Genomic DNA, 21,234 nt, shown 5'->3' on the forward strand with positions numbered 1-21,234 from the left:
GCTCCTCGTCTGCGGCGGCGGTGTGTCGACCTCTGAGGGCGGGTTCGACTCCTGACGGTGGGTTCGACCCCTGGCCGTGGGTTCGACTCCGTTGACCGTGATCCGGCACCGATGCTAGAACCGTGCTGGCAGCATGTGCAACCCTCGTTGCACATGTTGCAACTTGCACGAATGGAGGACAGGGTGAAGCAGACGTTCGCGAGCAGGACGGCCGGGCCGGGGATCGCCGAGGGGGCGGTGGCCGCGCTGGCCGACGAGACCCTCGACTGGCGGTTCAAAGCCGCCCCGCCGGAGAGCTGGGGGCACACCGTCCGCGACTGGCTCGCCACCGGGCCCACCCTCTCCTCCCTCGGCACCCCGCTGCTCACCCTCGACGCCGCCGCGCTCGACCACAACATCCGCACCATGGCCCGCTGGTGCGCCGAGGCGGGCGTCGCGCTCACCCCGCACGGCAAGACCACCATGGCGCCCGAACTCTGGCAGGCCCAGCTCACCGCCGGCAGCCATGGCATCACCCTCGCCAACCTGCCGCAGGTGCGGGTCGCCCGGGCCTTCGGCGTCCAGCGGATCCTGCTCGCCAACACCCTGCTCGACCCGGCCGGACTGGCCTGGCTCGCCGCCGAACTGGCCGCCGACCCGGGCTTCGCCTTCCTCTGCTGGACCGACTCCGCCGACGGCGTACGGCAGATGGACGCGGCGCTGCGCGCCGCCGGGGCCGAACGGCCGGTCGAGGTGCTGATCGAACTCGGCGGCCCGGGCGGGCGGACCGGCGCGCGCGGCGTGGACGCGGCCGTCGAGATCGCCGCCGCCGTCCTGCGCGCCCCCACCCTGCGGCTCGCCGGGGTCGGCGGGTACGAGGGAGCCCTCGCGCACGACGCCACCGCCGAGGGACTGGCCACCGTACGCGGCTACCTCAAGGCGCTCGGCGAGCTGCACGGGCGGCTCGCCACGGCCTACCCGGACGACGCGCCGCCGGTGGTGTCGGCCGGCGGCAGCGCCTACTTCGACCTGGTGGTCGAGGAGTTGGCCGCGCTGCCGGAGGCGCTGGTGGTGCTGCGCTCGGGCGCGTACATCGCCCACGACGACGGGTTCTACCGGGGCATCTCGCCGCTCGCCCGGGGCGCCGGGGAAGCCCCGTTCCGCGGCGCGCTGCACGGTTGGGCCCGGGTGGCCTCCCGGCCGGAGCCCCAGCTGGCGCTGCTGGACGCGGGAAAGCGCGACCTGCCGTTCGACGAGGGCCTGCCCGAGCCGCAACTGGTTCGCGGGGGAGCGGCGTTGACCGGCACGGCGGCCCGGATCACCGCACTCAACGACCAGCACGCCTTCCTCCGCGACGCGGGCGACCTCGCACCGCTCGGTGCGGTGCTGCGGCTCGGCGTCTCGCACCCGTGCACGGCCTTCGACAGGTGGACGGCGATTCCGGTGCTGGACTCGGCGGACGCGGCCGAGCCGAAGGTCACCGGGCTGGTCAGGACGTTCTTCTGATGGCGGTGGGGGAGAGAGCAACCGTCTTCAAGGCGGCGACGATCGTCGACGGGACCGGCGCCGAACGCTACCGGGCGGACGTGCGGATCGCCGACGGGCTGATCACCGAGATCGGTACGGGCCTCGGCGGGGCCACGGAGGTGGACGCCGACGGGCTGGTGCTCGCCCCCGGCTTCATCGACATGCACGCCCACTCCGACCTCGCCCTGCTGCTCGAACCCGAGCACCCGGCCAAGGTCACCCAGGGCGTCACCTGCGAGGTGCTCGGCCAGGACGGCCTGTCCTACGCCCCGGTGGACGACACCACCCTGCCCGCGCTGCGCCGCCAACTGACGGGCTGGAACGGCGATCCGGCGGACTTCGACTGGGACTGGCGCGACGTCGCCGGCTATCTCGACCGGATCGACCGCACCCGGGTCGCCGTGAACGCCTGCTACCTGGTCCCGCACGGCTCGCTGCGGATGCTCGCCATGGGCTGGGACAACCGCCCGCCCGGCCCGGCCGAACTCGACCGGATGCGGCAGGTGTTGGCGCGGAGCCTGCTGGACGGGGCGGTCGGGATGTCCAGCGGCCTCAGCTACACCCCCGGGATGTACGCGGACACCGCCGAACTGGTCGAGCTGTGCACCGTGGTGGCGGCCTACGGTGGCTTCCACGCACCGCACCAACGCTCCTACGGGAAAGGTGCGTTGGAGGGATATGCGGAGATGGTGGAGATCGCCCGGCGGTCCGGCTGCGCGCTGCACCTGACCCACGCCACGATGAACTTCGACGTCAACCGCGGCCGGGCCGGCGAGCTGCTGGAACTGGTCGACCGGGCGCTCGCGGACGGCGTCGACCTCACCCTGGACAGCTACCCCTACCTACCCGGATCCACCACCCTGGCCGCCCTGCTGCCGAGTTGGGCCACCGAGGGCGGGCCGGGCGCGACACTGGCGCGGCTCGCCGACCCGGCTGCCCGGGAGCGGATCCGGTACGCGATGGAGGAGCAGGGCAGCGACGGCTGCCACGGCGTGGTCGCCGACTGGGCGACCGTCCAGATCTCCGGCGTCCGCTCGGCGGGGCTCGCGGAGACGGTCGGCCGGACGGTCGCCGAACTCGCCGTCGAGCGGGGGACCGGCGGGACGCAGGTGTTCCTCGACCTGCTGCTCCGGGACGAGTTGGCCACCACCATCCTCCAGCACGTCGGCCACGAGGAGAACGTCCGGGCGGTGATGCGCCACCGTGCCCACACCGTCGGCAGTGACGGACTGCTCGTCGGGGCCCGGCCGCACCCGCGCGCCTGGGGCGCCTTCCCGCGCTACCTCGGACACTACGGCCGGGAGTTGGGGGTGCTCACGCTGGAGCAGGCCGTCGCCCGGATGACCGGTCGGCCCGCCGCCCGGCTGGGACTGGACCGGCGCGGCCGGGTCGCCTCCGGGTACCACGCCGACCTGGTGCTCCTCGATCCCGAACGGGTCCGGGACGCCGCCACCTTCGAGCAACCCCGGCTGCCCGCCGAGGGGATCGAGTACGTGTACGTCAACGGCACCGCCGTCGTCCGGCAGGGACGCACCACCGGCGCCCGCCCCGGGCGTGCCCTGCGCCGCACCGACCGAGGGACCCTGGCCCCATGAACGATCTGTCCGAGCTGTGGAACGACCCGGTGATCGCGGTGGTCCGCGCGCCCCGGATCCCGGACGCCGCCGCGCTGTGCGCAGCGCTCGCGGAGGGCGGCATCCGCTTCACCGAATTCACCTACACCACGCCGGATGTGACGGACCATCTTGTACGGGCTTCGGCGGCCGGCTGGCGGGTCGGCGTCGGGACGGTGCTGACCGCCGAGCAGGCCGAGCGGGGGATCGACTCCGGGGCCTCCTTCCTGGTCACCCCGGGCTGCCGGCCGGAGGTCGCGGCGGCCGGCCGGTCCCGCGGGGTGCCGGTGGTGCTGGGGGCGCTCACCCCGACCGAGGTGGCCCGGGCGGTCGACCTGGGCGCGGCCGCCGTCAAGATCTTCCCGGCCCGGTCGTTCGGCCCCGGCTACTTCAAGGACCTGCGCGGCCCGTACCCGGACGTGCCGTTGGTGGCATCCGGCGGGGTCAACGCGGGCAACGCGGCCGAGTTCCTGGCGCAGGGGGCGCTCGCGGTGTGCGCGGGGACGGACGTGGTGCCGCCGGCGGTGGTGGAGGCGGGGGACTGGGCGGAGATCACCCGGCGGGCGCGGGTGTTCACCCGGGCGTGCGCGGCGGGGGTGCCGTAACGGAGGCGTGGCCGTGGCGTCGTGAGGGGGCGCGGCAGGGCCCCTTCCGGCGGGTCGGGATGGCGCGGCGGGTCGGGTGGCGCGGCGGGTCGGGGCGGCTGGTCGGGGCGGCTGGTCGGGGCGGCACGGCGGGGTCCGGTGGTGCGGCGCGTGGGTACGGCGGTGGTTCCGTGAAGGTGTGAGGCGGGCTGTCGGGACGGCCGGGATTGGACGAGAATCGGTGGCACCCGGCTCACCCCCGGCCCCTCGGCTCTCGGCCCGCGCGGCCCCCGGACCCGGCAGGAGGATCCATCCCATGACCTCGACCCGCCCCGGCCCCGACTGGCTGGCCGACGCCGTGCTCTACCAGATCTACCCGCAGTCCTTCGCGGACTCCGACGGCGACGGCATCGGCGACTTCGCCGGCATCACCGAGCACCTCGACCACCTCTCCTGGCTGGGGGTGGACACGGTCTGGCTCAACCCCTGCTTCGCCTCGCCGTTCCGCGACGCCGGGTACGACATCACCGACTACGTCACTCCGGCCCCGCGCTACGGCCGCACCGAGGACCTGGTCGCGCTGGTCGAGGCCGCCCGCCGCAAGGGCATCCGGATCCTGCTGGACCTGGTCGCCGGGCACACCTCCGACCGCCACCCCTGGTTCCTGGCCTCCGCCGAGGACCCGTCCGACCAGCGCTACATCTGGTCGGACCGCCCGGTGGACGGCTTCGTCGCCTCACCCGGGAGCCGGTCGGGCTGGTACCGGCCGAACTTCTTCGACTGTCAGCCCGCCCTCAACTTCGGCTATGCGCGCGGCAATTCGGCGGAGCCATGGCGCCAGCCGGTGGACGCCGAGGGCCCGCGTGCCAACCGGGCGGCGCTGCGCGACATCATGGTGCACTGGCTGGGCCTCGGTGTGGCCGGCTTCCGGGTCGACATGGCGTACTCGTTGGTCAAGGACGACCCCGGCCGGGTGGAGACCGCCAAGCTCTGGACCGAACTGCGCGACTGGCTGGACCGCACCCACCCCGAGGCCGCGCTGTTCGCCGAGTGGGGCGAGCCGGCCGCCGCCGTCGCGGCCGGGTTCCACGCGGACTTCTTCCTGCACTTCGGCGGGGACGACCACGGCCTTCCCCTGCGCTCGCTGTGGAACAACGACGGCGGGACGGTGGAGGAGTTCTGGCAGCAGGGCCCCTGCTACTTCGAGGCCGAGGGGCGTGGCACCCCGCAGACCTTCCTGGACGCCTGGCGCTCCGCCGCCGAACTCACCGAGGGCAACGGGCACATCGTGCTGCCCACCGCCAACCACGACTTCTCCCGGCTCGCCACCGGCCCGCGCTCCGGCGAGCAACTCGCCGCCGCCTTCGCCTTCCTGCTCACCTGGCCGACCCTGCCCGCGGTGTACTACGGCGACGAGATCGGCATGCGCTTCCTGCCCGGGCTGCCGGACGTCGAGGGCAGCGTGCTGGGGCCGCGTTTCAACCGGGCGGGCTCGCGGACCCCGATGCAGTGGACGCCGGGCCCGTCGGCCGGGTTCTCCACCGCCGCCCCCGAGCTGTACTACCTGCCGCTGGACCCGGACCCGCGGCGCCCGGACGTGCTCTCCCAGCGCGCCGACCCGACCTCGTTGCTGCACACCGTGCGGCGGCTGATCGCGCTGCGGCGCGCCCACCCCGGGCTGGGGACATCGGGCGGGGTGGAGGTGCGGCACGCCGGGTACCCGCTGGTGTACACCCGCGCCGGGCGGTACCTGGTGGCGGTGAACCCGCGGCGGGAGCCGGGGGCGCTCCGGCTGGCGGACGGGGGCGTCGTGCGGCCGCTGGAGGTGCAGGGCGTGCGGGTGGTGGACGGTGAGCTGCGGGCGGACGGCTTCTCGTACGGCGTGTTCGAGCTGGACTGAGACCGCGGTCGGGGCGGGATCGGGCTGGGGCCGGGCTGAGCCTGCGGTAGGGCGGGGCCGGGCTGGGGCCGGGCTGAGCCTGCGGTAGGGCGGGATCGGGCTGGGGCCGGGCTGAGCCTGCGGTAGGGCGGGGCCGGGCTGGGGCCGGGCTGAGCCTGCGGTAGGGCGGGGCCGGGCTGGGGCCGGGCTGGGCCGGGGCGCCGCTCGTGGTGGCCGGGCTTCCGATTCCGACCAGATGGTTGTAAGCTACATCCATAGATGGTTGCATTTACCACCTTGATTGGTGGTATGTGTCACCTCGGTCGGAAGAGCCGGAAGAGAACGCCGGAGGACGGTACGAACGCCATGAGCACCCCCCAGACCCCCACCGCAGCGCCCACCCCGGGGCACTCGCTCAAGCACCTCGCCGTCCACCTGCTCACCCCGCTGCTGATGTGCCTCGGCATGGCGCTCGCCTACCAGGGCGCCTTCCACCAGCCGGAACCCAACCACCTCAAGGTCGCCGTCGTCGGCTCCGGCCCCCAGGCCCAGGGCCTGGCGCAGACCATCCAGGGCAAGGCCGGCGACGCGCTGGACGTCCGGACCGTCGCCGACCGCCCCGCCGCCGAGCAGCTGCTGCGCGACCGCGTCCTGGTCGGGGCCTTCGTCCCGGATGCCAGGAACCCCGAACTGATCGTGGCCAAGGGCAACTCGGACACCTCGGTGGTCGCCGCCACGGCGGTGTTCACCAATGTCACCGACCGGCAGGGCGTCCCGCTGCACGTCACCGACCTCACCACCCCCGCCAAGGGCGACCCGACCGGTCAGGGCCTGTTCTTCCTGCTGGTCGCGCTGAGCATCGGCTCCTACGCCAGCGTCGCGGTGATCGGCGCCGCCGGAGCCGGGCTGAGCATGCGGATCCGGTCCCTGGTCGGCCTGGCCGTCTCACTGGTGGTCAGCGTGATCGGGATCGCCACCGCCGGACCGCTCTTCCACGTCGTCGACCACGACCGCGCCGCGATCTGGGCGCTCGGCTGGCTCTACTCCGCGGGCATCGTGCTGATCGGCATCGGCCTGCACAGCTTCCTGAAGAAGTGGACCACCCTCACCCTGATGGTGCTGTTCGTGATGCTCAACTTCACCACCTCCGGCGGCATCTACCGACCCGAGCTGCAGAACGACTTCTTCGGGGCGCTGCACGGCTTCTGGACCGGCGCCGGCTTCCTGGAGGGTGCGCGCAGCATCCTGTACTTCGACGGCGGCGCCGGTCTCGGCGGGCACGTGCTGACCCTGGTGGTCTGGCTGCTGTTGGGCGGGGCGGCCCTGGTCGCCGCGGCGATGTACGAGGGCCGCGGCCGCCGGGCGGTGGAGACGCCCGTGGAGGCCGAGGAGGAGATGGAGGAGGCGGTCGCGGTCTGAGGACCGTACGCCGGAAAGGACTTCACCCGGTGCGAGGGCATCGGCACCGGGTGGGGATCGACGGCCCGCGCCCGGCCCTGGACAAGCCGGGCGCGGGCCCGTGCGTCCAGGGCCCGCCCGGCCGAGGCGCTGTCCTAGTTTCGGCTCCGATTCCGGTGGGCGGGCGGCCGGGTGAAGCAGCAGTCCCCGCAGAGCCCCGCGCCCGGTCCGGTCCGGTAGTAGAGGCAGCAGCTGGTCCGCCGGAACGCGGTCCCGCGCGGGCCGGAGAGCAGGGTGCCGGAGCCCGCCAGCGGCGGACGGTCCAGCAGTCCGGAGACCAACTCGGTTGCCCTGCCCGGCACGTGGGCGTCCAGCACCCGCAGCGTCCCGGCCAGCGAGGAGGCCTCGTTGCCGCGCAGCAGGCGCGCCGAGAGCGGAACGGCGGCGCGCACTGCTGCTGCCAGGGGCTCCAGCAGGCCGATCAGGACGGCCTCGTGGAGCCGGTCGACGAGCTCCCCGGCGTCGGGGCGGACCGGCTCCGGCGGCGTCCAGAGATCGATCGGCCCCTGGTCCGGGATCCGCACCCAGGCCTGCTCCAGGGTCGGCACCGTCCCCAGCAGGACGGCCGAGCCGATGCCGACCGACCAGAACCGGGCGGCCAGTCCGAGGTGCAGGATCGAGGCGGCGACCCGGAGTTCGGCCGTGCCCAGCCGCTGCGCCACCACCCGGAGCCGGGCCGCGAGCGGCGCGTCCGGCCCAGTGCCGTACAGCTCCGGGAGCGGACGGAAGCCGGGCGGCGGGGTGCCGGTGGCGTTGCTGTCGAGGGCGAAGTACGGGCCGACGGCGGCGAGTCGGCCGTAGTCGGGCCGGGGCAGCCGGATCTGATCGGGCGCGGGGTTCAACGGCCCTCCCCGGTAAGGTCGTTGAACCCCGCGCCGGCTCTGGCCGACCGGGATGCGGTCGGGCGGGAGGTGGCATGATGGGCGGGGAGCATCGGGGCCTCCAGGGAGCCGGGGAACGGGCGGGTGGTGACGCCCCGGCCGGTAGGACACCCGGAAGGCCCTGGTCGGGCGGTGGTCAGCCGTGCACGGTGAAGTCGCCACTGGTCGTGCGGAGGAACGGTACCGTGCCCTGGCAGTCCGAGACCGGTGCGCCGAAGAAGCCCCAGACCCAGCCGACCCGGTCCCCGCGCCGGCCGTCGTCCTCGACCGACAGCGCGACCTTCTGGCCGACCACCGGCCGGCCCGGGAACCACGGAGCCTCGCCCCCGGTGACCACGCCGGTGGCGATCGCCTCCCGGCCGCCGACGGCCAGGCAGGTGATGTCCCCCTCGAAGTCCGCGACCAGCCGGCCGTCGGTGTGCACATGGCGGACGTGGAAGTGGCCGCGGGTGGTGCCGAGGCCGGAGTTGCGGCCGGCGCGGGCGTCGACCGTGAGCTGGACCGGGTCGCCGGTGAAGCCGTCGAAGACGGCGGTGAGGACGGTCCCGGCGCTCCCGTGCAGGACCACCGGGCCGAAGCCGTCGGTGGTGGCCGGTGCCGCGGCGGTCGCCGGGGTGGCGGTGGCGACCGTCGCCGCCAGGAGCGCAGAGTGCGGCAGCGGCAGCGGCAGCGGCAGCGGCGGGACGGCGGCGGGTCATGGCGGTTCGGCCTCCTGGGTGGGCGGTTGTTCCGGCGGGGTGGGCTGTCAGATGAGCGGTTGTTCCGATGGGCGGGGGCCCGTTCCCCGGCCGGCCGTTCCGACGGGCGCGGCGGTGGGCTGTCCCCCCGGCCGGTCGCTCCGACGTCATCGAGTCTGGCCCGGGCGGACCGGGCGAACCTCCCGCTGGGGAGGGGAGTTGCCTCCCCCCGACGGAGGAGCCCGGCCTCCCCCGGGAGAGCGGCCCGTAGGCTCGGCGGGGTGCGCACCGACCCCCTTCCCCGCCCCGACCGGCCCCGGCGCCTGACCGCCGTCGGCACCGCCCTGCTGCTGCTCACGCCCGTCGCGCTCGCACACCGGGGGGAGCACGGCGCGGCCCTGCTGCTCGCCCTGACGGCCGCGCTCGCCGCAGCGGTGGCGCTGCTGGCCTGGCCGCTCGGGCGGCTCGCCCTCACCGCCGCCGCCGGCGCGGTGGCCGCCGTCTCGCTGCTGGTCGACCTCTGCTACTCCGGGCCCTACCGGCTGCCCGCGTTCTGGCTGCCGTTCGAATGGCTCGCGCTGCTCGGGGTGCTGTTCCGGGCGGTCCGCCGGCTGCCGGACCGCTGGGCCGGGCCGGTCGGCGGCCTGGTCGGGCTCGCGGCCGTGGCGCTGCCGCTGCGGTTCGCCCTCCGGACGCCGCACGGCGGCCCGGCCGGTCCGGTGATCGGCGTGCTGTTCTCGCTGCTGCCGGTGATCGGTGCGGCCGGGGCGGGCCTCTACCTGCGGGTCCTGGACGCCCGGCGGGAGCGGGCGGTCGCCCGGGCCAGGCGCGAGCAGCGGCTCGAGGTCGCCCGCGGCCTGCACGACTCCGTCGCCCACGAGATCACCGGCATCGTGCTGGAGGCCCAGGCCGGCCAACTCCCGGGCCAGGAAGTGGAGGAGACCGCGGCCCTGTTGCGCCGGCTGGAGGAGGCCGGACTGCGCGCGCTCGACTCGATGGACGAAATGGTCGGCGCGCTGCGCGAGGACCAGGAGACGGCCGGAACCACCCGCCGCCGCGGCTTGGCCGACCTGCCGGAGCTGGTGGCCCGCTTCGGCACGAAGGGTGGTCCGCGCGCCACCCTCGACCTCGCCCCGGAGGCTGTCGGGCTGCTCGCCGCCGAGGCCCAGGCCACCGTGTACGCCGTCGTCCTGGAGGCTCTGACCAATGTCCGCCGCCACGCCCCGCAGGCCACCGAGGTGACGGTCCGGGTGGCCCTGGAGCCGGACGGCCGGACGGTACGGGTGACCGTCGGTGATGCTGGCGGGCCGGCCACCCGCAGGCCGCGGCTGCGCCGCCGCCCCGGCGCGGGCGGTACCGGCCTGGCCGGCCTGGCGGCCCGTGCCGCCGCCCACGGCGGCACCCTGTCCTCGGGCCCGCTCGGCCGGTCGGGCTGGCAGGTGTGCTGCACCTTGCCGGGGCGGTAGCGGCGTCCCGTTCCCCGGGCTTTCGCCGGAACGGCGGGAGCGCTAAGTTGAACGCGTTCAAGTCATTGAATGCGTTCAAATCGTGATCGGGGGTAGCGGATGAGTGAGTCGCAGTCGGTGCCGCCCGGCTATCCGGTGGAGGCCGCGTTCGCCGACCGGCGGGGTGTACGGCGTGCCGAGCCCGTGCGGGGGCGGGTCAGGCCCAGCGGGTGCGTACTCGTCGCGCTGGCCGGCGTCGCGTGGCTGCCGTGGGCCGTTCTCGGGCGGGGTGAGACCGGGTGGTACTGGGTCCTGTTCGGCGGACTCCTCGGGATGACCGTGCTGCCCCTGGTCGTACCGCGTGAGCCGGGCTTCCGGCGCGCCTGCCTCACTGTCGGCTGGCTGCAGCTCGGCATCGAGGTGCTGTTCTCGGTCCCGTACCTCCTGATCGCGTTGCCGGTCTTCGTCTTCGCCTGCCCGTCCGGCGTCATGTTGGTGCTCACCGCCCGGCGCAACCGAGGCTCGGCGGGGACGGTACTCGCCGCGCTGCTCGCGGCGGGCCCCATCGGGCTCCTCCTCCACCACGGGTGGGCGTACGTCTGAGCCCGCTGACGGGGGCGCACGCCCGGGTCCGTCGGTGGGGGCGCACATCCGCGCTCCCGCCGACGGGGCGCGGGTCAGCGCTCCCGGCCGCCGCCGCGGGTACCGCGCGGGCGGGTGAGGGTGAAGCGGTCCACCGGGGCGAGGTCGCCGTACGGGCCGCTGACGGAGTAATACGTGACGTCGATGGTGGTGGCGCCGCCGCGCTCGCCCGGGTGGACGTCGAAGGAGGCGAAGCCGTACGGGTTGTCGGCGTCGCGGAAGGCGGACCAGGGGGCCTCCTCGATCACGTAGATCGGCGGCCGCTTGCCGGTGGATTCGTCGACAGGGCCGACGCCGGTGATCACCCGGGCCTTGGGCGGGGTGAAGAAGAGGTGGTTGGAGGGGGCGGAGGTGCCGCCGCCGCCGATCACCATGTGCACGGTGCCCTTGGTGGTGTCGATGGTCTCGGTGCCGGTGGCGACCGGGATCGGGGTGCGGGTGTCGGTGGACTGCTGGCCGCGGATCGGGTGGGAGCGCTCGTAGTGGTGCTCGTGGCCGCAGACCACCAGGTCGACGCCGTACTCGTCGAACAGGGGCACCCACCTCTCGCGGATGCCGAGGTCGGCGCCGTTGAACTTGTCGGCGGTGGAGATGACCACCTGGTGCATGCAGACCACGATCCAGTCGATCCCCGGGTCCGCGTTGGCGGCGATCAACTCCCGTTCCAGCCAGCGCTGCTGGGCACCGCCGGAGTAGCCGTGCACGTAGCTGTTGCCGCCGTCCTGGTAGGCGACGTCGTCGTTGTTGAGGCTGATGACGCGCACCGAGCCGGCGGTGAACGCGTACCAGAGGCCGCCCAGTTCGTCGTCCGCGTCGGAGTCCGGGAGGTCGAAGTAGGTCTGGTAGGCGCCGTAGCCGATGGGGCCGTTGCCCTTCTCGTTCTCGTGGTTGCCGGCCGCGGGCATCCAGGGGCGGTGGCGGGCCGAGCGGGTGTTGTTCTCGAACCAGTCGGACCAGGTGCGGACCCGGTCGGTGGAGAGGTTGGCGTAGCAGAGGTCGCCGTTGAGCAGGTGGAACAGCGGGGCGACCCGCTCGACGCCGGCGGTGGTGTCGCCCGCGGCGGGGCTGCCGAGGTTGTCGTTGACGTAGCCGTTGGCGGTCTGCCTGCCGAGGGTGGGGGTGCCCTGGTCGCCGAAGCTGGTGAAGGTGAACGAGGCCCGGCCGCGCGGGGCGGTGCGCACGGTGCCCAGCTCGGGGGTGGCGCCGTCGTGCACGGCGGCGTAGACGTAGTCCGTGTCCGGCCACAGGCCGCCGATCCGGGCGTGGTGCACCTGGACCTCGGTGCCGGAGTTGGCGTCCCGGTAGGTGCGGGTCTCGGCCTGCACGGTCCGGCCGAAGCCGCCGTGCGAAGTCCCGTACATCACCCGGGGGTTGGAGACGGACGAGGTGGTGTGCCAGGAGACCGTGACCTCGCGCGAGGCGTCCGAGCCGAACTGCAGGTGCAGTCCGCCGACCCGCGGGGCGCCGGTGCGCTCCGGCCGTTCCCACAGCAGCGGGGAGGCGGCGGCGGGGGTGGCCGCGATGCCGGAGAGGGATACGGCGCCGCCGAGGCTCAGGCCGGTCGCCCCGGCCAGGAGCCCGCGCCGGCTGACGGAGGGACGGGCCGAGGGGCCGGCGGACGAGGCGGCGGAGGCGCTGGCCGGGGTGTCGGCGGTGGTGCTGGCCGGGGTGTCAGCGGCGGTGCGTCCACTGGAAGCGTTCATGGCCGCCAGCTTCACCGCGCGGAGGTGAACCGGGCCGGATCGGCGGCGTGAACTTTCCCGTCCGCCGGGGGGTGCGGGACACTGCCCGGTGTGACGAGTACGAACGGTGAGTGTCCGCGGGTGATCCGGGTGTTGATCGCGGACGACCAGGAGGCGGTACGGCGCGGCGTGCGGCGGATCCTCGACGCACAGCCGGACATCGAGGTGGTGGGCGAGGCCGTCGACGGGCTCGCCGCGCTGGAGCTGGCGGCCGAACTGCGGCCGGACGTCGCGCTGGTGGACATCCGGATGCCGCGGCTGGACGGGCTGGAGGTGACCAGGCGGCTGTCCGGTTCGGTGCGGGTGGTGGTGCTGACCACCTTCGACCTGGACGAGTACGTCTACCCGGCGCTGCAGCACGGCGCGTCCGGCTTCCTGCTGAAGCGTTCCGGCCCGTTCCTGCTGGCCGAGGCGGTGCGGGCGGCGGCGGACGGCGAGAGCCTGATCAGCCCGTCGGTCACGGTGCGGCTGCTGAAGCACGTGACGGCGCCGCGCCGGCCCGCGCGCCCGGCGGCTCCGGTGGTGGCATTGACCGAGCGGGAGGTGGAGATCGCCGGGCACGTCGCGGCGGGCCGGACCAACGCCGACATCGCGGCCGAACTGTTCATCTCCCCGGGCACGGTGAAGACCCACGTGGCCAGCATCCAGCGCAAGTTGGGGGTGCCGAACCGGGTCGGGATCGCGGTGCACGCCTGGGAAATGGGGTACCGGGTGCCGCAGTAGCGCCCCGCCTCTGCCCCCCGCGCCGGGACTGAAGCGGGGGCGGGGGCGGGGGCGGGGCGGGGTCGGGAAGGAGCGCGTCCACGGAGTCGAGGGGATGCTCCGTGGACGCGCGGAACCTACGAGGCGGGGGTGGCCTCCGGACGTCACGTCCTCCGGCCGGTAGTTCGATCGTCGACCGAGGTAGTTGCCAGCGGCAGACCCTGATCCGTCTCGACCTGTCGCCACTGCCTCCTGCGGTCGAACTTCCTTCAGCTGCCTCGCAGGTCCATCTCCCATCATGCTCCTCCCACGGCGTGTGCACCAGGGGTGAACAGCCCGAAAACGGGCAAATCTCGCAAGTCCAGACCGGGAGGCGGGCCCGGGAATCGCGGCCGGGAGGCGGGACCTACGGCGCGGGCCACCCGTCGACGAAGCTCAGCGTCCGGTGGTACGGCCCGTCCGGCCCGGTGCTGCGGTAGTCCTCGGTGCTGCTGCCGGTGCGCACGGTGCGGTCGCCGTCGTGACGGGTGGCGGTGGGGCGCAGGGTGTGGTCCACGGTGGAGCGCTCGGTGACGTGGCCGCCGGTCGCGGCGGTGGCCTCGCGGTGGTAGCCGAGGTCCATCGCGGTGTTCTGGTCGGTGTTCCCGGCCGCGTCGTGGGTCACCTTGTACGTGACGTCCAGCGGTTCGCCCTCGTGCACGGTGGTGGTGCGGTGTGGACCGCCGCCCCAGGTGCTGGTGGTGCGGGTGAGGTCGGCGTCGTTGTGCAGCGTCACGTCGTTGCCGGCGTCGCGCAGCTGCTGGGCGGAGCTGAACGCGAGGTCGTCGCGGACCTCGGTGGTGATCCGGCCGTGCGAGGTCTGCACCCAGCCGCGGGCGAGGTCGTGCCGGGCGGCGGTGACGGTCCAGTCGCCGCTGCCGCCACCGTGGTCGGCGAGCTCGGTCGCGACGGTGGCCTCGGGGGCGACCCGGTATTCGACGAGCTGTCCGGAGGTGTGGTCGGTTCCGTGGTCGACCTCGGCGAACAGGTTGACCTGGCCGGTCCATTGGTCGTTGCTCTGCGCCTCGGCGGCGTTGACCGTGATGCCGACGCGGTGCGGGCGCCCGTCGACCAGCAGGCCGACGTACGGGGTGAGGTCGAGCCGGTAGGCGGGCAGGTCGAAGGCGAAGACGCCCGGGACGGGCCGCCACAGCAGCGGGTCCCAGCCACCGGTGTAGATCACCGGGTACGGCCAGACCGCGCCGGCCACCTTTCCGTCCACGGTGAGCCGCAGCTCGCGGAACGGGCCCTTGCCGCAGGCGCCGATCGACGGGTTGGCGGCGACGAAGGCGTCCGGTGCGGAGGCGTACGCGAACTCCTCGCAGGCGCCGCCGCCGCGGGCGTAGACCTCGGCGGTCAGGCGCTGCAGGTTCTGCGGGAAGGTGACGTCCTGGGCGGTGCCCGGAGCGGCCTGGGTGAGCGCGAACGGCCCGGTGGTGAGGACCTGGTCGGCGCCGTGGGCGGCTGGCCAGCGGTCGTCCGCGGTGTAGAAGGTCAGGCTCGCCGAGAGCTTGTAGACACCGGTGTAGGTGGCGTCGGTGACATTGGCGAGGTCGAGCGAGAACGGCTGCGGCCCGGCCGCGAACAGCGGGGCGTAGCGGGTGAGATCGCGTTCGACGTTCCACTTGATGCCGTCCGGGGACGGTTCCGGGGTGGAGGACAGCAGCACCTGGACGCCGCCGATGCGGACGCTGAAGATGCGGTCGAACTGCCGCCCGGCGACCTGCCCGTGAAGGTCCATGACCACGGCGGACCAGGGCCCGGCGCAGTCGGCGGGCGGGGTGACGGTGGCGGTGTACGGGGTGTCGGGCGGGTTGCCGTAGCCGTTGCGGAACTCGCGGTCGTGCATCACCTCGGCGGTGCAGGAGCGGGTGTCGGGGCGGGTCAGCGGCTTGGTGGCGGTGACCGGGTCGTGGTAGCCGCGGCCGAAGTCGGCGTGGGCGGGCGCGGCGGCGGTGAGGGTGCCGGCCAGGGTCAGGGCGGCGGCGCCGAGCAGTCCGGCGAGGCGGCGCAGCAGCGGGCGGCGGGGGCGCGGGGAGGGCAGGGGGCGCAGGGCCAAGGTGGATCCCCGGGGTCGGGCGGCCCGTCGGCTCGCGACGGGCCGGGTGGGTGATCCGGGCATCCTTCCGGCGCTGGCATGTGAGCGTCAAGGGTGGGGTCGGGTGCTGCCGCGGGCGTTCCGGTTGCTGTGGTTCGTGCGGCTTCCGGGGTTCCCGGGGTTCCTCCGGTTCCGGGGCTCCCGGGGCTCCTCCGGTTCCGGCGGCTCCTGCCGTGCGCGGTGGCGCTACCACTCCTCCAGCTCCGCGGCCTCCTGTCGGATCAGGTTGCGCAGCATCGCCAGTGGGGGCCGCCGGTCGTCCGTGCGCCACTGCATCTCCAGCGGCAGGGTGGCCCGGCCCTCCAGCCGTACGGTGGCCACGTCCTCGGTGAGGTGGCCGGTCATCGAGCCGGGCACCAGGGAGAAGGCGCGGTTGCGGGCGAGCAGGTAGAGCCGGGAGCCGACGATCCGCGGCGGGCTGACCAGCACCGGCGGGTCGACGCCGTGCTCCGCGCACAGGCCGAGCACGTGGTCGTAGTACCGGGGGTGCTGCTCGCGCGGCCACAGCAGCAGTGGCAGGTCGCGCAGTTCGCCCAGCCGCAGGCTCGCCCGGCCGGCCAGCGGGTGGTCCCGGCCGAGGGCGACCCGGACCGGCTCGTCGGCGATCCGCTCCAGCCGGTAGCCGGGGACGTCCTCCAGAAAGCGGCCGAGGCCGATGTCGGCGAGTTCGCCGGCCAGGGTGGTGGAGACCTGCCCGGTGTCGACGGCGAGTTCGGCGGTGTCCAGCGCGGGCAGCTCCTGCTCGGCCCGGCTGACCACGGCGGGCAGCAGCCGGTTGGCCACGCTCGGCGAGGCGACGATCCGGGCCGTGCCGAGCCGGGACTCCTCGTGCAGCCGGACCCGGGTCAGCATGGCCCCCGCCTGTTCGAGCAGTCGCGCGCTCTCGGCCGCCATCACCTCGCCCGCCTCGGTCAGCGCGACCGAGCGGCGGCTGCGGTCGAACAGCTCGACGCCGACGGTCCGCTCCAGCCGGGCGACCTCCTGGCTGACCGTCGGCTGGGAGATGTGCAGGCGTTCGGCGGCCCGCCCGAAGTGCAGCGTCTCGGCGACGGTCAGGAAGACCTCCAGCTGCCGCAAGGTGAAGCCCATGGGGATCATCCTAGTGCGAACTGATAGCTGATCACCTATCGGAAACCCCAGGACTCATTCTGGTTTCCGATCCGAACCGTCCATACGCTGATCGTCGCGTTGCCCCATCGCAGTGGCATCTCACAGGAAGCTCGCCTCATGACCGGACTGCCCGTCAGCACCTCCGCCGGCAACCCTGCCAGCACTCCCGCCGGCAACCCCGCCATCCGGATCTCCGAGGAGGTCGCGCAGGCCGTCGCCGCCGGCCGTCCGGTGGTCGCCCTGGAATCGACGATCTTCACCCACGGCCTGCCGCGACCGCGCAACCTCGCCGTCGCGCTGGAGGCCGAGGAGCGGCTGCGCGGCGCGGGCGTCGTCCCGGCCACCATCGGCGTGCACGCGGGCGTCCCCACGGTCGGCCTGAGCACCGAGCAGATCACCGAACTCGCCGCCGCCGACGGCCTGGACAAGGCCAGCCTGCGGGACCTGCCGGTGGTCGCCGCGCTCGGCCGGCACGGCGGCACCACCGTCGCCGCCACCGCCTTCCTCGCCCACCGCGCGGGCGTGCGGGTGTTCTCCACCGGGGGCCTCGGCGGCGTCCACTTCGGCGCCTCGGAGAGCTTCGACGAGTCCGCCGACATGACCACCCTGGCCGCCACCCCGGTCACCGTGATCAGCGCCGGGGTGAAGTCCATCCTCGACATCCGGGCCACCCTGGAGCGCTTCGAGACCCTCAACATCCCGGTCATCGGCTACCGCACCACCAAGTACCCCGGCTTCTACGTGACCGACTCCGGCCATGAGATCAACTTCGCCGTGCAGTCGCCCGAGGAGGCCGCCGGGATCATCGACGCCCGCGACCGGCTCGACCTGCCGCAGGCCGTCCTGATCGCCAACCCGGTCGATCCGGCCAAGCAGCTGCCGCCGCAGGAACTGGACGGCATCCTGGCCCGCGCCTGGGCCGAGGCCGAGCGCCGGGGCATCACCGGCAACGCCTCCACCCCGTTCCTGCTCGACCACATCCAGCGCGACACCGGGGGCCGCAGCCTGGAGGTCAACGTCGAGGTGTACCGCGGCAACGTGCGCCTCGGCGGCGAGATCGCCATTGCCCTGGCCGCCCGGGCCGGCGGGTCCGTCGCGTCCACCGGGGCCTGACCCGTGCTCGGGGTGCTCGGCGACCTCGTCGAGGACATCGTGGTCTGGGTCGACGGCCCGCTGCGCCACGGCACCGACTCCGACGCCCGGGTCTTCCGGCGGCGCGGCGGCAGCGCGGCCAACGTCGCCTGCTTCGCCGCCGGGCAGGTCCCGGCCCGTTTCCTCGGCTGCGTCGGAGCGGACCCGGTCGGGGACGGCGTCGTCGCCGAACTCGGCGGCCACGGCGTGGACGTACGGGTGCAGCGGCACGGGCAGACCGGCAGCATCGTGGTGCTGATCGACCAGGACGGCGAGCGGACCATGCTGCCCGACCGCGGCGCCGCCACACTGCTGGAACGCGTCCCGGACGACTGGCTGACCGGCCTGAGCCACCTGCACGTGCCCGCGTACTCCTTCGACGGCGAGCCGGTCGGCCGCACGGCGCTCGACGCGCTCGCCCGGGTCCGGCGGGCGGGCGGCACCACCTCGGTGGACGCCTCCTCCACCGGCATGCTGGAACAGTTCGGACGGGAGCGGTTCCTGGGCCTGCTGGCCGAGTTGGCGCCCACCTTCGTGTTCGCCAACCGCTCCGAGTCGGCCTTCCTGGGGCTGCTGCTGGACGGGCTGCCGGGGCCGGAGCGCGCCCGGCTGGCGGCCACCACGGTGGTCACCAAGGCGGGGGCCGAGGCGACAACCGTCGACGTGCCGGGTGAGGGGCTGTTCACCGTACCGGTACCCCCGGTGGCGGAGGTGCGCGACCTCACCGGGGCCGGCGACGCCTTCGCGGCGGGCTTCCTGGCCGGGTTCCTGGACTCCGGGGACCTCCGCCTGGCGGCCGGGCTCGGGCACCGCAGCGCCGCCCGGGTGCTGGCCGTGCCGGGGGCTTCGCTGGGGGTTTCGCAGGGGGTTTCGCTGGGGGAGCCGGGGGAGGGGTAGGGCGGGCCACTACGGGTGCTGTTACTGCAGGTGCGGTACCTGCGGGCGGCTGCAGTGACGACATCGGCAGTGGGGTGGACTACTTCTGCAGTGCGTCCTTGCGCAGGAAGTGCTTCAGCCGCTGCCACGTCCAGGCGTTGATCACGTCCTCGGTGGTGAGCCAACCACGCTGCGCCGTACCGATGCCGAAGCGCGGGTAGGCGAGGTGGCCGGTGGCGTGGGCGTCGCTGTCGATCGCGAAGCGCACCCCGTGCCGTTTGGCCCGGAGGACGTCCTCGTCGCGCAGGTCGAGTCGCTGCGGGGAGCTGTTGATCTCGATCGCGGTGCCGGTGCGCGCGGCGGCCGCGAACACCGCGTCCAGGTCGACGTCGATCGGCCCGCGCCGGCCGATCCGGCGGGTGGTGAGGTGGCCGATGACGTGGACGTGCGGGTTCTCGCAGGCGCGGATCAACCGGCGGGTCTGGGCGGCGCGGTCGAGGTTGAAGTGCGAGTGCACGGAGGCCACGCAGACGTCGAAGCCGGCCAGGAACTCCGGCGGCCAGTCCACGCCGCCGTCCGGTCCGATGTTCAGTTCGGTGCCGTGCAGCAGGCGCAACTTCTTGTGGCGGTCGGCGAGTCGGCGCAGTTCCTCGCGCTGGGCGAGCATCTTCTCGTCGGTCATCCGCTGCATCACCAGGTCCGGCGCGTGGTCGGTGACGGCGTAGTAGGAATAGCCGCGAGCCGCCGCCGTGTCGATCATCTCGGTGAGGGTGGCCAGGCCGTCGGTCAGGTCGGTGTGGGTGTGGAGGTCGCCACGCAGGTCCGGCTCCCGGATCAGCTCCGGGAGTTCGCCGTTCAGCGCGGCCTCGATCTCGCCGCGGTCCTCGCGCAGCGTCGGCGGGATCCAGGGCAGGCCGAGCGCCGCGTACACCTCGTCCTCGGAGGCGGACACCACTTTGGCGCCCTCCTCCGCCTTGCCCTTGCCCTTGCCGGCTCCGGCGTCGCCGCCGACCTCGAACAGCCCGTACTCGGAGAGCTTCAGACCGGCACGCACCGCCATCGTGCGCAGCTTGATGTTGTGCGCCTTCGACCCGGTGAAGTAGACCAGCGCGGCGCCCCAGTCCTCCTCGGGCACGACCCGCAGGTCGACCTGGATCCCCTGGGTGGTGCGGACCGAGGTCTTGGTCGGCCCGCTGCCGATCACCTCGGTCACGTACGGGAGTTCGGTGAGCGCGGCCATCAGCGGGGCGGAGTCGGCGGCGGTCGCCAGCACGTCGATGTCGCCGACCGTCTCGCGCATCCGGCGCAGCGAACCGGCGTACGCGCAGCGGGTGCAGCCGGGGACGGCGGACAGCGCCGCGACCAGCTGCTCGGCCAGCTCGGTGGCGGCGTCGAGGAGGGTCCGGCCGCCGGACTGCCGCATCAGCACGATGCCGTGCAGGATCTTCTCCCCGCTGCGCTCGCCGAATCCGGCCACACCGGTCAGCTTGTCGGCGCGGATCGCACCGGCGAGTTCGTCCACCGAGGCGATGCCGAGGTCGCGGTAGAGGGCGAGGGCGCGCTTGGGCCCGACACTGGGGACGGCCATCATCTCCCGTACACCGGACGGGATCTCGGCGCGCAGGGCCTCCAGCGCCGGGATCTCGCCGGTGGCGAGGTACTCGGCGATCTTCTCGGCCGTGGACTTCCCGACGCCGGGGATCTGCTGCAGTCCCTTGACGTCCAGACCGGCCACGTCCTCGGGGTGGCCACCGACGGCCCGGGCGGCCTTCTCGTAGGCTCGGGCCCGGAAGGCGTCCCCGCCGGTGATGTTGATCAGGTCGGCGTACTCCTGGAGCAGTTCCCTGACCTGGTCGTTGAGCCGGGGCATGGGGCAAGTCTAGGGTCGGAGCCCGCCGTTCGCCGCGCGGTGCGCACCAGCGGCGCCGTCTGCCTCCTACGCCTGCGCCCACGCGTAGGGCTTCGTGCGCCTGCGCCTGCGCCTGCGGCTACGCCTGCGCCTGCTCCCTAGTCGTAGGCGACCGCGAGCAGCAGCACCACGGTGAGGCCGCCGCCGGGGGTCGGCTCGACCGCGAGGCGTCCGCCCGCCGCCACCACCAGGCTGTGCAGGGCGGGGCCCACCGGTCCGCTGGCCCGGACGCCCGCCAGCAGCCATTCGCGGGCCTCGGGGGGCTCGTACGTTCCGCGGTCGGATATTCGTATCTCGACCCGTTCCCGGCTTCGGCCCGCCGTGCCGCGCCCGCTCGTGCCGTGCCCTGTCGAGACCTGTCCGGTGGTGTCCCGCTCGGCAGCGGTGCGGGGCGCCGCCGGACCGGGGCGGGTGACGTCCGCCCGGACCAGCACCCGGCTGCCCAGCGGGCTGCGCCGGATCGCGTGGTCGAGCAGCCCGGCTACCGCGGCCTCCATCCGGCGGGCGTCCCCGGCCACCACCGGCAGCCCGGGCGCGAGCCGGACCGTGACGGCCGCCGCCCGGCCGCCGCCGCGCACCACCCGGCGCACCACCTCGGCGACCTGCACGTGTCGTGCCTGCGGCTCGCACCCGGCCTGCCGGTCGGTCCAGCTCAGCCGGTCGAGCTCCGTGCGGGACAGTGTCCGGGGGCCGGCCATCGCCGTCGGCGGGAACGGCCCGAGGCCGTCCGGGGCGCCCCCGTCGTCCTGGCGATCGACGGCACCAGCGCCGCCCACGCCGCCGAGCGCGCCGAGCGCTCGGGCCCCCGAAGCGACGTAGCCCCAGAGCTTCCCGCGTGTCATTGCCCTGCCCCTCGTGCCTGACCGGTGGCCGTCATCGATTCCGCGGCCGACCGGGGCGGGCCATTCTCCCGGGCCCTAGATGACAGCCTGCCCTTCCGCC

The 21,234-nt window shown here is 74.1% G+C and carries 17 protein-coding genes; 10 read left to right on the forward strand and 7 right to left on the reverse strand.

Annotated features, from left to right (window positions below; translation table 11 throughout):
• The first annotated feature begins 183 nt into the window (after positions 1 to 183).
• The 5 genes from ACZ7BZ_RS28675 (at position 184) to ACZ7BZ_RS28695 (ending at position 7,001) form a co-directional block, all read left to right on the forward strand.
• Positions 184 to 1,485: an alanine racemase gene (locus tag ACZ7BZ_RS28675; RefSeq protein WP_470360854.1), complete on the forward strand. Its 1,302-nt coding sequence runs from the start codon at positions 184 to 186 to the stop codon at positions 1,483 to 1,485.
• 5 nt (positions 1,486 to 1,490) lie between these two features.
• Positions 1,491 to 3,101: an N-acyl-D-amino-acid deacylase family protein gene (locus tag ACZ7BZ_RS28680; RefSeq protein WP_470360855.1), complete on the forward strand. Its 1,611-nt coding sequence runs from the start codon at positions 1,491 to 1,493 to the stop codon at positions 3,099 to 3,101.
• Complete coding sequence (locus ACZ7BZ_RS28685) at positions 3,098 to 3,724, forward strand: bifunctional 4-hydroxy-2-oxoglutarate aldolase/2-dehydro-3-deoxy-phosphogluconate aldolase (protein ID WP_470360856.1); 627 nt, start codon at positions 3,098 to 3,100, stop codon at positions 3,722 to 3,724. Before ACZ7BZ_RS28680 ends, ACZ7BZ_RS28685 begins: the two co-directional genes overlap by 4 nt.
• 295 nt (positions 3,725 to 4,019) lie before the next feature.
• Positions 4,020 to 5,603, forward strand: coding sequence for an alpha-amylase family glycosyl hydrolase (locus ACZ7BZ_RS28690; protein ID WP_470360857.1), 1,584 nt, complete (start codon positions 4,020 to 4,022; stop codon positions 5,601 to 5,603).
• Positions 5,604 to 5,948: 345 nt separating this feature from the next.
• A complete protein-coding gene (locus ACZ7BZ_RS28695) occupies positions 5,949 to 7,001 on the forward strand; it encodes an ABC transporter permease (RefSeq protein ID WP_470360858.1) in 1,053 nt (350 codons plus the stop codon).
• A 134-nt stretch (positions 7,002 to 7,135) separates the two neighbouring features.
• Here the strand turns inward: ACZ7BZ_RS28695 and ACZ7BZ_RS28700 are convergent, their stop codons facing one another.
• Positions 7,136 to 7,882: a (2Fe-2S)-binding protein gene (locus ACZ7BZ_RS28700; RefSeq protein ID WP_470360859.1), complete on the reverse strand. Its 747-nt coding sequence runs from the start codon at positions 7,880 to 7,882 to the stop codon at positions 7,136 to 7,138.
• Between the two features lie 175 nt (positions 7,883 to 8,057).
• Complete coding sequence (locus tag ACZ7BZ_RS28705; RefSeq protein WP_470360860.1) at positions 8,058 to 8,489, reverse strand: hypothetical protein; 432 nt, start codon at positions 8,487 to 8,489, stop codon at positions 8,058 to 8,060.
• Positions 8,490 to 8,879: 390 nt separating this feature from the next.
• Between ACZ7BZ_RS28705 and ACZ7BZ_RS28710 the strand changes: the two genes are divergently transcribed.
• Positions 8,880 to 10,064, forward strand: coding sequence for a sensor histidine kinase (locus ACZ7BZ_RS28710; protein ID WP_470360861.1), 1,185 nt, complete (start codon positions 8,880 to 8,882; stop codon positions 10,062 to 10,064).
• A gap of 99 nt (positions 10,065 to 10,163) precedes the next feature.
• A complete protein-coding gene (locus tag ACZ7BZ_RS28715; RefSeq protein WP_470360862.1) occupies positions 10,164 to 10,646 on the forward strand; it encodes a hypothetical protein in 483 nt (160 codons plus the stop codon).
• Between the two features lie 74 nt (positions 10,647 to 10,720).
• On the opposite strand, the gene ACZ7BZ_RS28720 is transcribed toward ACZ7BZ_RS28715, so the two are convergent.
• The gene (locus ACZ7BZ_RS28720; protein WP_470360863.1) at positions 10,721 to 12,388 is read right to left on the reverse strand and encodes a purple acid phosphatase family protein; all 1,668 of its coding nucleotides are present in this window, start codon (positions 12,386 to 12,388) and stop codon (positions 10,721 to 10,723) included.
• Between the two features lie 90 nt (positions 12,389 to 12,478).
• On the opposite strand from ACZ7BZ_RS28720, the gene ACZ7BZ_RS28725 reads away from it, so the two are divergent.
• Positions 12,479 to 13,150: a response regulator transcription factor gene (locus ACZ7BZ_RS28725; RefSeq protein ID WP_470360864.1), complete on the forward strand. Its 672-nt coding sequence runs from the start codon at positions 12,479 to 12,481 to the stop codon at positions 13,148 to 13,150.
• Positions 13,151 to 13,535: 385 nt separating this feature from the next.
• Here the strand turns inward: ACZ7BZ_RS28725 and ACZ7BZ_RS28730 are convergent, their stop codons facing one another.
• Both ACZ7BZ_RS28730 and ACZ7BZ_RS28735 read right to left on the reverse strand, forming a co-directional pair.
• Entirely contained in the window at positions 13,536 to 15,227 is a 1,692-nt protein-coding gene (locus tag ACZ7BZ_RS28730) for a peptide-N4-asparagine amidase (RefSeq protein WP_470360865.1), read from the reverse strand.
• 225 nt (positions 15,228 to 15,452) lie between these two features.
• Positions 15,453 to 16,355 (reverse strand): LysR family transcriptional regulator, encoded by a 903-nt coding sequence (locus ACZ7BZ_RS28735; protein ID WP_470360866.1) that lies wholly within the window; start codon positions 16,353 to 16,355, stop codon positions 15,453 to 15,455.
• A gap of 147 nt (positions 16,356 to 16,502) precedes the next feature.
• Between ACZ7BZ_RS28735 and ACZ7BZ_RS28740 the strand changes: the two genes are divergently transcribed.
• Positions 16,503 to 17,489, forward strand: a complete 987-nt coding sequence (locus ACZ7BZ_RS28740) for a pseudouridine-5'-phosphate glycosidase (protein WP_470360918.1) — start codon at positions 16,503 to 16,505, stop codon at positions 17,487 to 17,489.
• 3 nt (positions 17,490 to 17,492) lie between these two features.
• Positions 17,493 to 18,404, forward strand: coding sequence for a carbohydrate kinase family protein (locus ACZ7BZ_RS28745; protein ID WP_470360867.1), 912 nt, complete (start codon positions 17,493 to 17,495; stop codon positions 18,402 to 18,404).
• 79 nt (positions 18,405 to 18,483) lie between these two features.
• On the opposite strand, the gene polX is transcribed toward ACZ7BZ_RS28745, so the two are convergent.
• Both polX and ACZ7BZ_RS28755 read right to left on the reverse strand, forming a co-directional pair.
• On the reverse strand, positions 18,484 to 20,253 hold the full coding sequence (gene polX, locus ACZ7BZ_RS28750; RefSeq protein WP_470360868.1) for a DNA polymerase/3'-5' exonuclease PolX: 1,770 nt from the start codon (positions 20,251 to 20,253) through the stop codon (positions 18,484 to 18,486).
• A 137-nt stretch (positions 20,254 to 20,390) separates the two neighbouring features.
• Entirely contained in the window at positions 20,391 to 21,134 is a 744-nt protein-coding gene (locus ACZ7BZ_RS28755; RefSeq protein WP_470360869.1) for a histidine kinase, read from the reverse strand.
• Positions 21,135 to 21,234: the final 100 nt, after the last annotated feature.

This window comes from Kitasatospora sp. NPDC036934, assembly GCF_055608425.1.

Coding starts and splice junctions, on each gene's coding strand:
- ACZ7BZ_RS28685 (WP_470360856.1), top strand. CDS start 3,098: ATGAACGATCTGTCCGAGCTGTGGAACGACCCGGTGATCGCGGTGGTC.
- ACZ7BZ_RS28695 (WP_470360858.1), top strand. CDS start 5,949: ATGAGCACCCCCCAGACCCCCACCGCAGCGCCCACCCCGGGGCACTCG.
- ACZ7BZ_RS28690 (WP_470360857.1), top strand. CDS start 4,020: ATGACCTCGACCCGCCCCGGCCCCGACTGGCTGGCCGACGCCGTGCTC.
- polX (WP_470360868.1), bottom strand. CDS start 20,253: ATGCCCCGGCTCAACGACCAGGTCAGGGAACTGCTCCAGGAGTACGCC.
- ACZ7BZ_RS28735 (WP_470360866.1), bottom strand. CDS start 16,355: ATGGGCTTCACCTTGCGGCAGCTGGAGGTCTTCCTGACCGTCGCCGAG.
- ACZ7BZ_RS28720 (WP_470360863.1), bottom strand. CDS start 12,388: ATGAACGCTTCCAGTGGACGCACCGCCGCTGACACCCCGGCCAGCACC.
- ACZ7BZ_RS28755 (WP_470360869.1), bottom strand. CDS start 21,134: ATGACACGCGGGAAGCTCTGGGGCTACGTCGCTTCGGGGGCCCGAGCG.
- ACZ7BZ_RS28715 (WP_470360862.1), top strand. CDS start 10,164: ATGAGTGAGTCGCAGTCGGTGCCGCCCGGCTATCCGGTGGAGGCCGCG.